General features: G+C 68.5%; 14 protein-coding genes and 1 tRNA gene. 5 read left to right on the plus strand and 10 right to left on the minus strand.

The features are described 5' to 3' along the window. Window positions 1-67: 67 nt before the first annotated feature. From KV106_RS26785 to KV106_RS26800, 4 genes are all read right to left on the minus strand, one after another. Window positions 68-143: transfer RNA gene (locus tag KV106_RS26785), tRNA-Val, on the minus strand. 38 nt (window positions 144-181) lie between these two features. Then, complete coding sequence (locus KV106_RS26790) at window positions 182-454, minus strand: HU family DNA-binding protein (protein WP_007830705.1); 273 nt, start codon at window positions 452-454, stop codon at window positions 182-184. A 232-nt stretch (window positions 455-686) separates the two neighbouring features. Continuing rightward, a complete protein-coding gene (locus KV106_RS26795; protein ID WP_261213634.1) occupies window positions 687-1,772 on the minus strand; it encodes a tartrate dehydrogenase in 1,086 nt (361 codons plus the stop codon). Next, a complete protein-coding gene (locus KV106_RS26800) occupies window positions 1,769-2,683 on the minus strand; it encodes an alpha/beta fold hydrolase (protein WP_261213636.1) in 915 nt (304 codons plus the stop codon). Before KV106_RS26800 ends, KV106_RS26795 begins: the two co-directional genes overlap by 4 nt. Before the next feature lie 70 nt (window positions 2,684-2,753). Between KV106_RS26800 and KV106_RS26805 the strand changes: the two genes are divergently transcribed. Continuing rightward, window positions 2,754-3,701 carry a LysR family transcriptional regulator gene (locus KV106_RS26805; protein WP_261213639.1) on the plus strand — a complete coding sequence of 316 codons (948 nt, stop codon included), beginning with the start codon at window positions 2,754-2,756 and terminating at the stop codon, window positions 3,699-3,701. Between the two features lie 18 nt (window positions 3,702-3,719). Here KV106_RS26805 and KV106_RS26810 read toward each other — a convergent pair whose 3' ends face one another. From KV106_RS26810 to uvrC, 3 genes are all read right to left on the minus strand, one after another. Further along, a complete protein-coding gene (locus KV106_RS26810) occupies window positions 3,720-4,604 on the minus strand; it encodes a DMT family transporter (protein WP_261213641.1) in 885 nt (294 codons plus the stop codon). Beyond that, window positions 4,601-5,167 (minus strand): CDP-diacylglycerol--glycerol-3-phosphate 3-phosphatidyltransferase, encoded by a 567-nt coding sequence (gene pgsA / locus KV106_RS26815; protein ID WP_057590401.1) that lies wholly within the window; start codon window positions 5,165-5,167, stop codon window positions 4,601-4,603. The genes KV106_RS26810 and pgsA overlap by 4 nt, the downstream gene beginning before the upstream one ends. 83 nt (window positions 5,168-5,250) lie before the next feature. After that, window positions 5,251-7,236: an excinuclease ABC subunit UvrC gene (gene uvrC, locus KV106_RS26820; protein WP_057590402.1), complete on the minus strand. Its 1,986-nt coding sequence runs from the start codon at window positions 7,234-7,236 to the stop codon at window positions 5,251-5,253. A gap of 146 nt (window positions 7,237-7,382) precedes the next feature. Between uvrC and ggt the strand changes: the two genes are divergently transcribed. Next, window positions 7,383-9,434: a gamma-glutamyltransferase gene (ggt, locus tag KV106_RS26825; RefSeq protein WP_261213642.1), complete on the plus strand. Its 2,052-nt coding sequence runs from the start codon at window positions 7,383-7,385 to the stop codon at window positions 9,432-9,434. 24 nt (window positions 9,435-9,458) lie between these two features. Here ggt and KV106_RS26830 read toward each other — a convergent pair whose 3' ends face one another. Next, window positions 9,459-10,913: a M20/M25/M40 family metallo-hydrolase gene (locus KV106_RS26830; protein ID WP_261213644.1), complete on the minus strand. Its 1,455-nt coding sequence runs from the start codon at window positions 10,911-10,913 to the stop codon at window positions 9,459-9,461. A 96-nt stretch (window positions 10,914-11,009) separates the two neighbouring features. Between KV106_RS26830 and earP the strand changes: the two genes are divergently transcribed. From earP to KV106_RS26845, 3 genes are all read left to right on the plus strand, one after another. Further along, complete coding sequence (earP, locus tag KV106_RS26835; protein WP_261213645.1) at window positions 11,010-12,113, plus strand: elongation factor P maturation arginine rhamnosyltransferase EarP; 1,104 nt, start codon at window positions 11,010-11,012, stop codon at window positions 12,111-12,113. Between the two features lie 172 nt (window positions 12,114-12,285). Next, complete coding sequence (gene efp, locus KV106_RS26840; protein ID WP_057590405.1) at window positions 12,286-12,840, plus strand: elongation factor P; 555 nt, start codon at window positions 12,286-12,288, stop codon at window positions 12,838-12,840. A gap of 108 nt (window positions 12,841-12,948) precedes the next feature. Beyond that, window positions 12,949-13,815, plus strand: a complete 867-nt coding sequence (locus KV106_RS26845; protein WP_057590406.1) for an LOG family protein — start codon at window positions 12,949-12,951, stop codon at window positions 13,813-13,815. A gap of 28 nt (window positions 13,816-13,843) precedes the next feature. Here the strand turns inward: KV106_RS26845 and KV106_RS26850 are convergent, their stop codons facing one another. Then, window positions 13,844-14,545: a TetR/AcrR family transcriptional regulator gene (locus tag KV106_RS26850; RefSeq protein WP_261213648.1), complete on the minus strand. Its 702-nt coding sequence runs from the start codon at window positions 14,543-14,545 to the stop codon at window positions 13,844-13,846. Between the two features lie 8 nt (window positions 14,546-14,553). Continuing rightward, entirely contained in the window at window positions 14,554-15,093 is a 540-nt protein-coding gene (locus KV106_RS26855) for a hypothetical protein (protein WP_261213650.1), read from the minus strand. Window positions 15,094-15,101: the final 8 nt, after the last annotated feature.

Consider the following 15,101-nt stretch of genomic DNA (forward strand, 5'->3'; position numbering starts at 1 on the left):
CTCTCAGGCGTTGGCTGTCGGACGGCAATAAAAAAGGCGAACCGTTGTTCGCCTTTGCATCGGGTGGTGGTGGGTGCTGAGGGGCTCGAACCCCCGACCTACGCCTTGTAAGGGCGCCGCTCTACCAGCTGAGCTAAGCACCCCACCGGGAATACTTTTCTTCCGAGTTCTCGTCGTCGACTTAGTTCAACGCGTCCTTGAGGGCCTTGCCGGGACGGAACTTCGGAATCTTGGCGGCCTTGATTTTAATCGCGTCGCCGGTGCGCGGATTGCGACCCGTACGCGCCGCACGTTTACCGACTGCAAAAGTGCCGAAACCGACGAGCGACACGGAGCCGCCCTTCTTGAGCGTGGTACGAATGGCGCCGATGGTGGATTCGAGCGCGCGCGTGGCGGCTGCTTTGGAAATATCGGCGTTCTTTGCGATGTGCTCAATCAGTTCGGTCTTGTTCACAAGGGCCCCTTGTAGAAAAAAGTTGGTCGGCTTTCGTCGGCTGGCGAGTCGGTCGCGGCGTGGTGCGACGCGGAAGCTTGGCAGGCCTGACGCCCCGGCAGCGCGCTGCCATCGGGGATTACAACCACTGGCCTGCGGGGTGTCAATACGACATCAGCCCGTGCGGCGCAGCGGAGCGCGCGATTCTAGGGGCGTTTCGCGAAGACCTTTTTCCGACCGGGCTCAGGCCGTCTCACAAGGCTTCGGCGATCGCTTTTCCGAGGTCGCTGGTGCTCGCCGTGCCACCGATATCGGGCGTGCGCGGCGCACCGCTTCCGGGCGCGAGCACCTTCTCGATGGTCGAGAGGATCGCGTCGTGCGCGTCCTTGTGGCCGAGAAATTCCAGCATCATCGCGCCGCACCAGATCTGGCCGATCGGGTTGGCGATGCCTTTGCCCGCGATGTCGGGCGCCGAGCCGTGCACCGGTTCGAACAGCGAGGGCGTGGTGCGCTCGGGGTTGAGGTTGGCGCTCGGCGCGATGCCGATGGTGCCGGTGCAGGCCGGCCCGAGGTCGGACAGGATGTCGCCGAACAGATTGCTCGCCACCACCACGTCGAAGAAGTCGGGCCGCTGCACGAAGTGGGCGGTGAGGATGTCGATGTGGAACTTGTCGAGCGTCACGCCCGGATAGGCCTTCGCCATCTCGGCCACGCGCTCGTCCCAGTAGGGCATGGTGATCGAGATGCCGTTCGACTTGGTGGCGCTGGTCAGGTGCTTCTTCGGCCGCGACTGCGCGAGCTCGAACGCGAACTTGAGCACGCGGTCCACGCCCAGGCGCGACATCACGGTCTCCTGCACCACGATCTCGCGCGGCGTGCCTTCGTACATGCGCCCGCCGATGCTCGAGTACTCGCCCTCGGTGTTCTCGCGCACGATGTACATGTCGATCTCGCCGGGCTGGCGCGGCGAGCCGTCGCGGCGCACCACGGGCGCGACGATGCCGGGCATGAGGCGCGCGGGGCGCAGGTTGATGTACTGGTCGAACTCGCGGCGGAACAGCAGCAGCGAGCCCCACAGCGAGATGTGGTCGGCGATCTTCTCGGGCCAGCCGACCGCGCCGAAGAAGATGGCGTCATGGCCGCCGATCTGGTCCTTCCAGTCGTCGGGCAGCATCTTGCCGTGCTTCTCGCAGTAGTCCCAGCTCGAGAAGTCGAAGTGGTCGAACTTCAGGTCGATGCCGAACTTGCGCGCCGCCGCATCGAGCACGCGCACGCCCTCGGGCGTGGTTTCCTTGCCGATGCCGTCGCCGGCGATCACTGCGATTCTGTGGGTGGTCATGGTCTGGGTCCTTCCGATGGGATGAGCGGTGCAAAGAAGTCGAGTGCCTCGGCGAACAGTTCGCCCGGCGCCTCCTCGGGAACATAGTGGCCGCAGGGCAGCGCATGCCCGTCGATCCGGTCGGCGCGCTCGCGCCACAGTGCCAGCACGTCGAAGGCGCGTCCGACCACGCCGTGCGCGCCCCACAGCACGCGCAGCGGCATCGCGAGCCGCGCGCCCGCGGCGATGTCGGCGCGGTCGTGCTCGAGGTCGATGCCGGCCGAGGCGCGGTAGTCCTCGCAGATGGATTCGGCGCTGCCCGGGATGGCCGCGCAGCGCTCGTACTCCGCGAGCACCTCGGGCGCGAAGGGCGCGAGCCCCGCGTGACGCCCGCCCATCACGCTGCGCACGTAGCGCACCGGATCGGAGGCGATCAGCGCCTCGGGCAGCGGCGGCGGCTGGATCAGGAAGAACCAGTGCCAGTAGGCGCGCGCGAAGGCTTCCGAGGTGTGCTCGTACATGGCGAGCGTGGGCGCGATGTCGAGCAGCAGCATGCGCTCGACGGCGGACGGATGGTCGGCCGCGAGCCGGTGCGCCACGCGCGCGCCGCGGTCGTGCGCGAGCACGCCGAAGCGCTCGAAGCCGTGATGGCGCATCGCCGCGAGCGCATCGAGCGCCATCGCGCGCTTGCTGTGGTTCGCGTGCGCGGCATCGGCCGCGGGCCGGTCCGAATCGCCGTAGCCGCGCAGGTCGATCGCGACCACGGTGAAGCGCTCGGCCAGCGCGGGCGCGACGCGGTGCCAGATGGCGTGCGTCTGCGGATGCCCGTGCAGCAGCAGCAAGGGTGCGCCGCGGCCGCCGATGCGGCCATGCACGCGCACGCCATCGCGTTCGATGTCGAAGACGGGAAAGTCGAGGAAAGAGGCGGTCACGCGGCGATTGTGCGTTGCGCACCCGGGTCCATCAAGCAACAATCGGCCAATTCATACTTTCCTTTCTGGCATGAATTCATTGGCACTGGAGCGCGCCGACCTGGCATTGGCGCTCGCCATCCGCGAACACGGCAGCCTCGCGGGCGCGGCCGGCGCGCTCGACGTCGTGCCCTCGGTGGTCACCAAGCGGCTCGGCGCGCTCGAGGCACGGCTGGGCCAGCGGCTGTTCGACCGCACCACGCGGCGGCTCAGCGTCACGGCCGAGGGCGAGGCCGTGTGCCGGCATGCGAAGCAGCTGCTCGAAGGCTTCGCCGCGCTCGAGGGCGAACTCGGCGAGCGCCAGAACGAACTCACGGGCGCGGTGCGGCTGGCCGCCACCTTCGGCTTCGGCCGACGCTGGCTCGGCCCCGCGCTCGCGGAATTCCAGGCCGGCCATCCGGGCCTGCGCATCGAGCTGCAACTGACCGAACGCCTGCCCGACCTCGGCGCCGAAGGCTACGACGGCGCGCTGTGGCTCTGGGCGGTGCAGCAGCGCCATGCCTCGGACTGGGTCTCGCGCCGCATCGCGCGCAACCAGCGCGTGCTGGCGGCCGCGCCCTCCTACCTCGCGCGCCGCGGCACGCCGGCCAGCGTCGATGCGCTGGCTGCGCACGACTGCCTGGTCGCGCGCGAGAACGGCGAGATCCACCGGCAGGAATACGCGCTGTGGTCGCTGCGGCATGGCCGCGACGGCAGCACGGCGCGCGTGCGGGTGCAGGGCCCGCTGTCGAGCAACTCGGGCGAGATGGTGCGCGACTGGTGCCTGGCGGGCCACGGGATCATGCTGCGCAGCCTCTGGGACATCGCGCCGCAACTGGCTTCGGGCGCGCTGGTGCGGGTGCTGCCGCAGTACGCGATGCCCGATGCCGACATCCACTGGATCGCGCCCTGGCGGCCGAAGACGCCGCGGCGGGTGCGGCTCTTGGTCGACCACCTGGCAGAGCGCTTTCGCGGCGAACCCTGGAAGCCAGCGCGCTAGACGAAGGCCCCGCGCGCTTCAGCGGGCCGCGCGCACCACCAGGCTCACACCCACCGCCGTGAGCGCGGTGCCCAGCAGCGTGGCCGGCGTGATCTGCTCGCGGAACAGCAGCCAGGCCATGAGGGCGGTGCAAGGCGGCACCAGGTAGAGCAGGCTCGTGACCGCGGTCGCGGTGCCACGCTGAATCAATATATAGAGCAGCGAGCTGCCACCCAGCGAGAGCGCGAGCACCGACCAGGCCATCGCGCCGATCGAATGCGCATTCCACGCGATGGCCTCGGGCTCGAGCAGCGCGAACGGCAGGGTCGCGACCACGGCCGCCGCCATCTGCACCGCGCTGGCGCTGCGCACGTCGCAGGGTGCGACGAAGCGCTTCTGATAGAGCGTGCCCGCGGTGATCGACACCAGCGCCATGAGCGCGAGGCTCATGGTCGCGGCATTGACCTCCGAGCCGTCGCCCAGCTTGCGCCACACGACCAGCACCAGCCCCGCGAAGCCCAGCGCCAGACCCAGCCATTGCCGCGGCGACACGCGCCCGCCGTTGAAGGACATCCAGATCGCGGTCAGCACCGGCTGGATGCCGACCAGCAGCGCGACCAGCCCCGAGCCCATGCCAGCGCGCACCGCGGCCCAGACGCCACCGAGGTAGCCGGCCTGCATCAGGATGCCCGTGACCGCGAGGTGACCCCACTGCGCCCGGGTCGAAGGCCACGCCACGCGCGCCAGCGCGACCCACAGGCCGAAGCAGAGGAACGAGAGCACGAAGCGCACGGCCAGGAACTTGAAGGGCGGCGCATGCGGCATGCCGTAGCGCGCGACGATGAAGCCCGTGCTCCAGATCAGCACGAAGACCGCCGGCATGGCCCGCAACCAGCCCGCCTCGCGGGCCGAGGCGGCGCTCATTTGGCCCGGGCCCGGATCTCGGGAATGGCCTTTTGCAGGTAATAGACCATCGACCACACGGTGAGCACGGCCGAGACCCAGATCAGCCACTGGCCCCACAGGCCGGTGTCGATGAAGCCGAACAGCTGCCCGTCGTAGAGCAGGAACGGGATCGCCACCATCTGCACCGTCGTCTTGACCTTGCCGATCATGTGCACCGCCACGCTCTTGCTGGCGCCGATCTGGGCCATCCATTCGCGCAGCGCCGAGATCGCGATCTCGCGGCCGATGATGATCAGCGCCACGAACACGTCGGCCCGGTTCAGGTGCACCAGCACCAGCAGCGAGGCGCAGACCAGGAACTTGTCGGCCACCGGATCGAGGAAGGCGCCGAAGGCCGAGGTCTGGTTGAGCTTGCGCGCCAGGAAGCCGTCGAGCCAGTCGGTGGCCGCGAACACGATGAACATGACCGTGGCGATCACGTTGCGCATCGGGTCGGCGATGGGCAGGTAGAACACACCGACGATCAGGGGGATCGCGACGATGCGCGTCCAGGTCATGATGGTCGGCAGGGTCCAGAACATGCGCTCGATTGTGTCACGCGAAAACGATGGATTCGAGAACGGGGGCAAAGCCGTGCCGGCGCCCCGTTCCCGCGCCGGCATGTTCAGTGCAGCGCACGGTAGATTTCCTCGGCCAGGTCGAAGGCGATGCCCTCGACCGAGGCGATGTCCTCCACGCTCGCCGCCGCCACGCCGCGGATGCCGCCGAAGCGCTGCAGCAGCCGGGCCCGGCGCTTCGGGCCGATGCCCGGGATGTCCTCGAGCTGGCTGCCGCCCACGCGCACCTTGGCGCGCTTGGCGCGCATGCCGGTGATGGCGAAGCGGTGCGCCTCGTCGCGGATCTGGGCCACCAGCATCAGCGCCGCCGAATCCTTGCCGAGGTAGACCTTCTCGCGGCCGTCGGCGAACACCAGTTCCTCGAGGCCGACCTTGCGGCCCTCGCCCTTCTCGACGCCGACGATCAGCGACAGCGGCAGGCCGAGCTCGCTGAACACCTCGCGCGCCATCGACACCTGGCCCTTGCCGCCGTCGACCAGCACCAGCTCCGGCATGCGCGCGCCCCGGGCCCGCGCCGGCGCCGCCGCAACCTCGACGCCCTCGGCGCCTTCGCTCTCGGCATCGCCGGGCGGCAGCGCCTCGGTCTCGGCGGCCATCGCCTCGGCCAGCTTGCCGTAGCGCCGGTGCAGCACCTGGCGCATCGCCGCATAGTCGTCGCCGGGCGTGATGCCGTCGATGTTGTAGCGGCGGTATTCCTTGTTCTGCATCGCGTGGTGCTCGAACACCACGCACGAGGCCTGCGTGGCCTCGCCCGCGGTGTGCGAGATGTCGAAGCACTCGACGCGGAAGTTGTCGAGGTCCTCGCTCGCGAGCTCCAGCGCATCGGCCAGCGCGCGGGTGCGGGCCTGCTGCGAGCCCTCCTCGGCCAGCAACCGTGCCAGCTGCAGGCTGGCATTCTTCTCGGCCATCTCGAGCCAGTGGCGGCGCTGCTCGCGCGGCTGGAACACGGCCGTCACGCGCGTGCCCGACTGCAGCGACACCGCCTCGATCAGTTCGCGGCCCACGGTTTCGCTGAGCACCAGCGTGGCCGGCACCGGCACGTCGATGTAGTGCTGCGCGATGAAGGCCTCGAGCACCTGCACCTCCACCGAATCGGTGGCGGCGGGAGGCGCGCCCTCGCCTTCGTCGTTGTCGAGCTCGCCGTGGTGCATCTGCGAGGCGTCCTCGACATGCACCGGGAAGTAGGCCCGGTCGCCCAGGTGACGGCCGCCGCGCACCATGGCCAGGTTCACGCAGGCCTTGCCGCCCTGCACCTTGACGGCGAGGATGTCCACGTCCTTGTCGGAGGCGATCTCGATCGACTGCTGGTGCAGCACGCGCGAGATCGCCGACATCTGGTTGCGCAGCTCGGCGGCCTGCTCGAACTCCAGCTTCTCGGCGTGCGAGGTCATGCGCTGCTCGAGCTTGCTGAGCACGAGCTGCGTGTCGCCGCGCAGGAAGGCCTCGGCGCTCGCCACGTCCTGCGCATAGGCCTCGGTCGAGATGTGGCCCACGCAGGGACCGGTGCAGCGCTTGATCTGGTAGAGCAGGCACGGCCGGGTGCGGTTGGCGTAGACCGTGTCCTCGCAGGTGCGCAGCTTGAACACCTTCTGCAGCAGCTGGATCGACTCCTTGACGGCCCAGGCGCTCGGGTACGGCCCGAAGTAGCGGTGCTTCTTGTCGACCGCGCCGCGGTAGTAGGCCAGCCGCGGAAACTGGTGCGAGGCGATCTTGAGATAGGGATAGCTCTTGTCGTCGCGAAACAGGATGTTGTAGCGCGGCTTGAGCGTCTTGATGAGGTTGTTCTCGAGCAGCAGCGCCTCGGCCTCGGAGCGCACCACGGTGGTCTCCATGCGCGCGATCTTGGAGATCATGTGGCCGATGCGCGTGCCGCCGTGGCTCTTCTGGAAGTAGTTGGCGACCCGCTTCTTGAGGTTGCGCGCCTTGCCCACGTAGAGCACGGCGCCCGCCGCGTCGAAGTAGCGGTAGACGCCCGGCAGCTGCGGCAGGGCGGCCACTTCGCTGAGCAGTTGATCGGAATGCACGTCTGACATGGCGGCTATTGTGGCGCGCGGCGACCGACGTCATGGCGCACCTGCGAGCAAACCCCGAGGTGGCTGGAACGAAATGTGCTCATGATGGATGCGGGCGCGAGGAGCGCCCGTCTCGTTTCAACACAACTACTCGGGAAACTCTCTCCATGACGAAGAAGATCCAGTCGCGCGCCTGGTGGGCGCTCTCGCCCCTGGCGCTGGCATTGACGGTGGCTGGCTGCGGCGGTGGCGGCGGCGGACAGGACAACGCAGCGCTGGTCGCGACGATCGCCGCCATCAACGCGGCCAACAATCCCCCCCCGCCGCCCCCGCCCGCGGCCGACAAGGGCTGCCTGATCGGCGACAGCGGCACCCAGGTGACGGTGGGCTCGGGCGATCCGGGCGATCCGGCGGCACCCGAACCGGCCTCGGGCTACGTGGTCGGCCACAAGCTGGTCTACGCAAAGAACTACATGGTGGTGGCCAACCATCCGCTGGCCACGCGCGCGGGCTGCGACATCCTCAAGGCCGGCGGCAGCGCGGTCGACGCGGCGGTCGCGGTGCAGGCGGTTCTGGGCCTGGTCGAGCCGCAGTCCAGCGGACTGGGTGGCGGCGCCTTCATGCTGCACTACGACGCGAAGACCAAGAAGGTACAGGCCTACGACGGACGCGAGATGGCGCCCGCCGCGGCCACCGAGAACTACCTGCGCTACATCGACGACGTCAGCGACAAGAACCCGCCGCAGCCCACCTCGCGGCTGCGCGCGAGCGGCCGCTCCATCGGCACGCCCGGTGCCGTGCGCATGCTCGACATCGCCTACAAGGACCATGGCAAGCTGCCGTGGAAGGACCTGTTCGGCTACGGCATCACGCTGGCCTCCGACGGCTTCCCGATCGGCGGCCGCATGGCCACGGCCATCTCCGGTGCGGCCACCGACATCAAGCGCGACGCCGACGCGACCGCCTATTTCTTCAACGAGGATGGCACGCCGAAGGCGCTGGGCACGCGACTCAGGAACCCGGCCTATGCCAAGACCTTGACGACCCTCGCCACGCAGGGCGCGGACGCGTTCTATACCGGCGCGATCGCCCAGGGCATCGTCGACAAGATCGCGGTCTCGAAGGCCGTCGACGGCTCGGCCATCACGCCCGGCAAGACGACCATGGCCGACATGGCGAACTACGTGGCCAAGCGCCGCGATCCGGTCTGCGGCACCTACCGCGACTATTACATCTGCAGCATGTCGCCACCCTCTTCCGGCGGCATCGCGGTGGTGCAGGCGCTCGGCATCCTCGAGAACTTCAACATGGGCCAGTACAAGCCGACGGCCATCGACCTCGAGGGCGGCAAGCCCAGCGTGATGGGCGTGCACCTGGTGAGCGAAGCCGAGCGCCTGGCCTATGCCGACCGCGACAAGTACGTGGCCGACACCGACTTCGTACCGCTGCCCGGCGGCTCGCCCGACAAGATGCTTCGCAAGTCCTACCTGCAGGAGCGGGCGGGCCTGATCAGCCTGACCAAGAGCATGGGCGAGGCGAAGGCCGGCGACTTCAGCGGCGCGCCGCTGGGGATCGACAAGACCGAGGAGCACGGCACCACCCACTTCACAGTGGTCGACAAGCAGGGCAACGTGGTGACGATGACCACGACGGTGGAAGCCTCGATGGGCTCGTTCCACATGACCCAGGGCTTCCTGCTGAACAACCAGTTGACCGATTTCTCGGCCGACCCCAACGACGCCAAGAACCCGAGCATCAAGGTCGCCAACCGTGTCGAGCCGGGCAAGCGCCCGCGCAGCACGATGGCGCCAACGTTGGTGTTCAAGAAGAACACCGACGGCAGCATGGGCGAGTTCGTGATGGGCACCGGCTCGCCGGGCGGCGGCACGATCATCCAGTACGTGGTGAAGACCGTGGTCGGCGCGCTCGACTGGGGCCTCGATGCGCAGCAGGCCACCTCGCTGGTCGACTTCGGCGCCACCAACAGCGTGACGACCAACGTCGGCGGCGAACACCCCGCCATCGACACCTCGAACTCGGGCAACAACGATCCGCTGATCACCGGCCTGCGCGCGCTCGGCCACACGGTCAACTTCGGCGCCCAGTCCAGCGGCATCAGCACCATCATCCGCACCAACGTCGGCGGCCAGCCGGTGCTCACGGGTGGCGCCGATCCGCGGCGCGAAGGCATCGTGCTCGGCGATACCTTCACGCCCTGATCCGGGCCCGAAGCCCGGCGGCGCCTACTTCGCGAGTTCGCTCACCAGCCGGTAGAGGAACTCGCGCCCGTCGTAGAGCCGCTGGATCTCGATGCGTTCGTCCAGCCCGTGGGCGCGCGCATCCGAGGGCTCGAGGAACATGCCGGTCACGCCGTACATCGGAATGCCGGCATTGCGCAGGAAGCGGCTGTCGGTGGCGCCCGTGCTCATCGCGGGAATCACCGGCACGCCCGGCCACATCTGCTCGGTCAGCCGCTCCACCGTCTTCACCAGGTCGCCCTGCAGCGGCGACGCCGGGCTGCGCAGCGGCTTGCCGAGGTTGCGCACCACGATCTTGTCGTTGCCCACGGCCTGGGTCAGCAGGCGCTCGACCTCCTCCGGATCGTCGTGCGGCAGGATGCGGCAGTTGACCGTGGCCTTGGCCGACTGCGGCAGCGCGTTCTCGGCATGGCCGGCCTGCACCATGGTCGCCACGCAGGTGGTGCGCAGCTGGGCGTTGTAGGCCGGGTTGGCCGTCATGCGCTCCAGCACGCCGGCATCGGGGTTGCCGGTGCCGATGGCGCGCATGTCCTCGGCCAGCTGGCCGGTGGCGAAGGGCGCGCTGCGCGCGAAATAGGTCTTCGTGACGTCGGCGAGCTTGATCGGGAAGGCGTAGTTGCCGAGCCGCTCCAGGCCGGCCGACAGCGCGTAGATCGGGTTGTTCTTGGTCGGCACCGAGCTGTGGCCACCGACGTCGCGCGCCTCGAGCATGTAGGTGGTGTACATCTTCTCGGCCACCTGCAGCCGGTGCAGGTTCGGCTTGCCGTTGCGCAGTTCGCCGCCGCCGCCCTCGTTGATGCCGAACTCGGCCTGCAGCAGCTCGGGCTTGTTGTTGATGAGCCAGAAGGCGCCGTTGCTCAGCGCATCGCCGCGCTCCTCGTCGGCCGTGAGCGCGAGGATGATGTCGCGGCGGGGCTTGAAGCCCTCCTGTTTCAGTTGCCCGAGCACCGACACCAGCGCCGAGGCCATCGCCTTGTCATCGATGGAGCCGCGCGCCGTGAAGTAGCCGCCCGACTCCTGCAGCTTGAACGGGTCGGTCTTCCAGTCCTCGCGCCGGGCCTCGACCACGTCGATGTGGGCCAGCAGCAGCAACGGCTTCTTCGAGCCGTCGCCCTTGAAGCGCATCACGAGGTTGCCCTTCTTGGGGAAGGGTTCGAGGATCTGGATGTCCGCGGGCGCGAAGCCCGACTCGACCAGGCGCTTTTCCATCGCGCGCGCGGCCTGCGTGTTGTCGCCCACCGAGTGGGTGGTGTTGATCTCGATGAGCTCCTTGTAGATCTCGCGGAAGCGCTGCTGCTGCGGCGTGAGCGTCTGGGCGCCCGCCGTGGCGAGGCCACCGAGCGCGAGGGACAGGGCCAGCGCGCTGCGCAAGCTGCGCAGTCGCGAGGTCGCGGGCAAGGCGGCGCCGGGATGTCGGGCGCGGATCTTCTTCAGGCTCATTCGCTCTCTCCTTGTGGTTGTGGTGCGCGGCCAGCATAGCGACGGCCCTGCGCGAGAGCCATTCAGAAGAAAGGCACAAGGTGCACACTCGCGGCCATGCAACGCGACTGGGACATCTTCTGCAAGGTCATCGACAACCATGGGGACCTCGGCGTGTGCTGGCGGCTCGCGCGCCAGCTCGCCGGTCTCGGCGAACGGGTGCGGCTCTGGGTCGACGACGCCAGCGCGCTGGCCTGGATGGCACCGGAAGGCTGCGCGGGCGTGCGCGTGATCGACTGGAGCGACCCGGCGGCGGTGAGCGCGGCCGCGGCCGAACCGGCGCCGCGGGTGCTGATCGAGGCCTTCGGCTGCGACCCGGCGCACGAACTGATCGCGCGCTTCGCCGCAGCCTCGGCCGCCGACGGCACCCCGCGCGCCTGGATCAATCTCGAATACCTCTCGGCCGAACCCTATGTGGAGCGGCTGCATGGCCTGCCCTCGCCGGTCTTCAGGGAACCGGGCGCCGGGCTCACCAAGCGCTTCTTCTATCCAGGCTTCACACCGGCCACCGGCGGCCTGCTGCGCGAACCGGACCTGGCGCGGCGGCGCGCGGCCTTCGATCGAGCTGCCTGGCTGGCTCGACGGCAGTTGCCCTGGAACGAAGGCGAGCGGCTGGTGTCGCTGTTCTGCTACGAGCCGCCGGCCCTGGCCGCGCTGCTGGCCCAACTGGCCGATGAGGGCACGCCGACCCGGCTGCTCGTGACACCCGGCCGCGCGACCGCGGCCGTCGAGGCCTGTCTTTCGAGCGCGCCATGGCTCGAACGCGCTCCCGGCCAGGCGAGCGCGCTATCGATTTCATACCTGCCGCACCTCGACCAGCCCGATTTCGACCATCTGCTCTGGGCCTGCGACCTGAACTTCGTGCGCGGCGAGGACTCGCTGGTGCGCGCTCTCTGGGCCGGCGCGCCGCTGGTCTGGCAGATCTATGCGCAGGACGACGACGCGCATCACGTGAAGCTCGACGCCTGGCTCGACTGGCTGGAAGCGCCGGCCTCGATGCGGCGCTTCCACCACGCCTGGAACGGCTTCGGCAACACGGCCCTGTCGCTGGCCCACATCGGCGAGGAATGGCGTCTTGCGGTGACCCAGGGGCGCGAGCGCCTGCTCGCGCAAGACGATCTCGTGACCCAGCTGCAGCATTTCGTCGCCGGAAAAAGCTAAAATAGCGGGCTTTGCGGATTTCGGCCCGGATCCTGGGAACTTCCTGGGGGTTCGAGATGCACTCCGCTGAACCTGCCGCGGGACATGTACCGCGGGGCTTTTTCCAACCGGCACTCCTGCCCGGATTCTGGAAGTCCCGCGCACCGAGCGGCTTACATCCAGAGACCCTGATATGAAAATCGCTCAAGAAATCCGCGCCGGCAACGTCATCATGCACGGCAAGGATCCGATGGTCGTGCTCAAGACCGAATACAGCCGCGGCGGCCGCAACAGCGCCACCGTGCGCATGAAGATGAAGAGCCTGATCGCCAACTTCAACACCGAAGTGGTCTTCAAGGCCGACGACAAGATCGACCAGATCGTGCTGGACAAGAAGGAGTGCACCTACTCCTACTTCGCCGACCCGATGTATGTCTGCATGGACGCCGACTACAACCAGTACGAAGTCGAAGCAGAGAACATGGGCGACGCCCTGAACTACCTCGAGGACGGCATGGCCGTCGAAGTGGTGTTCTACGACGGCAAGGCGATCTCGGTCGAACTGCCGACCAGCGTCGAGCGCGAAATCACCTGGACCGAGCCGGCCGTCAAGGGCGACACCTCGGGCAAGGTGCTCAAGCCCGCCAAGATCGCCACCGGCTTCGAAGTGCCCGTGCCGCTGTTCGTCTCGCAAGGCGACCGCATCGAAATCGACACGCGCACCGGCGAATACCGCAAGCGCGTCTGAGCGACGCTTTCCCCGGCTGACCACCACCCGCAAGAGGCTCCGCAAGGAGCCTTTTGTCTTTGCGCACCGCCGCACGCAACGAATCCCGCGCCGCACAATCCCATTCCTATGACCAACAGCACGCACGACCTCCACGACAAGCGCCTCGCCGATGCCTGGGCCACGCTCCAGGCCCATGCCGACCATGGGCTGCCGCTCGACCCCGATCCCTCGCGCATCGCCTTCGCCGACCCCGAGTTCCTGCTGCGCCGCGAAACCCGCGGCGTGCGCATGCAGCTCGAGCTGATGAAGCCCGACATCGAGCAGCGCGCCCACGGCATCGAGAACACCATCGTGGTCTTCGGCAGCGCGCGCTTTCGCAGCGAAGAAGAAGCCGCAGCGCTGATCGCCGAGGCCGACAAGGCCGGCGACACCGCCGCGGCCGAGCGCTGGCGCCGGCTGGCGCGCAGCTCGCACTACTACGAGAAGGCGCGCACCTTCGGCAAGCTGGTCGCGCGCCACAGCGAGAACAAGGAGCCGCAGGACAAGCTCTTCATCTGCACCGGCGGCGGTCCCGGCATCATGCAGGCGGCCAACCGCGGCGCGCACGAGGCCGGCGGCCTGTCGGTCGGCCTGGCCATCGCGCTGCCGATGGAGGAAGCGGCCAATCCCTACGTCACGCCCGCGCTGAGCTTCAAGTTCCACTACTTCGCGATCCGCAAGATGCATTTCATGATGCGTGCGAAGGCGCTGGTGGCGTTCCCGGGCGGCTTCGGCACGCTCGACGAACTGTTCGAGGTGATCACGCTGGTGCAGACGCGCAAGTCGAAGCCGGTGCCGATCGTGCTGTTCGGCTCGGACTACTGGAAGCGCCTGATCGACTTCGACTTCCTGGTCGACGAAGGCGTGATCTCGCCCGGCGACGTCAGGCTCTTCGAGTACGTCGACGCGCCCGAGGACGCGTGGGACGCGATCAAGCGCTTCTACAAGCTTTGAGCCGGCGCGGGCCGCCGCGCCTCAGGAGCTAGGCGGCCTCGTCCTCATCGTCGTCGTCATCGGGCCGCAGCGCGTGCTCGAAGAAGCGCGTGAGCGCCTTGGCGCGCCGACGCCGCTCGGGGCCCGGGCCGATGGCGAGTCCCATGGCCACGGCACCGTCGGCCACGCCATGCAGCGCGTTGAACAGGATCACGGCCGTGAGCGTCGGGTCCTCGACCTCCCACACGCCGGCCGCGTCGCCATGCCTGAGCAGGCCGACCAGTTGCGTGATGACCGCGTTGTCGTTGCGCATGCGCCGGTCCTCGGGCCGGTATTCGTGGAACACCACGTCGTGCAGCGCGACGTTGTCGAGGTAGGTCGCGAGCCCGGTTTCGACCCAGGCCTTGATACGGCCATGGTGGTCCTCGGGACGGTGGCGGTCCATCGCCTCCTGCAGCTGCGCGCAGAAGCTGTCGACGAAGCGCTGCTGCAGCGCGCCCAGCAGCGCCTCCTTCGACGGGAAGTACAGGTAGAAGGTGCCCTTGGCCACCTGCGCGCCGGCCGCGATGTCGTCGATGCTGGTGGTGGCGATGCCCTTCTCGATGAACAGCCGCTCGGCCGCATCCATCAGCGCCACGGCGCGGGTTTCGGGGGCCTTGACGCGGCGGCGCGGCTCGGCCGTTTCGGGAGCCGCAGGCGGGTCCGCCGCATCGGGCGTGGAAGAAGTGGTGGTGCGGCGCCCCGTCGTCATTCGGTTCCTCAGGTTGTGGCTGCGGCGGCACGTGCCGCCGCGATGGCCGCGTTCACCGCGGCCGCGTCGAGCGCCAGGCCGCGCGGCCCCAGCACGCGCTCGCCGAGCCAGGCGATGGCCTCGTCGGTGCGCGCGAAGGTGTCGGCCGGCACGCCGAAGAGCTTCTCGACATTCATCTTGCGGATTTTCTCGTATTGATCGGGCGGCACCACGCTGGCCATTCCCATCATATGGCGCCGGATGTCGGCGCCGCGCGCCTGCAGCCACTGCTTCGCGCTCTGCGCGCTGCCTTCGGGATGCACCAGCGCGTCGGCGTCGGCGAACACGCGCAGCGCAGCAAAAGGCTCGCCACGGTCGAGCCAGCGGTTCCAGTCCTCGGTGAAGACCTGCATGTCCTCGAGGGTCTGCAAGCCCGAAGACACGCTGATGACCAGCGGCCACTGGCCGAGTTCGTGATGGATCATGGACAACTCCTTGACGACAGTCCGGGAACGAAGAACGGGAAGGCGACGCGCGGACAGGCGCAGCGGCACGCGCGCGGCGGGCATGGAACGAA

Source organism: Variovorax endophyticus, from assembly GCF_025376855.1.
Taxonomy (GTDB): domain Bacteria; phylum Pseudomonadota; class Gammaproteobacteria; order Burkholderiales; family Burkholderiaceae_C; genus Variovorax.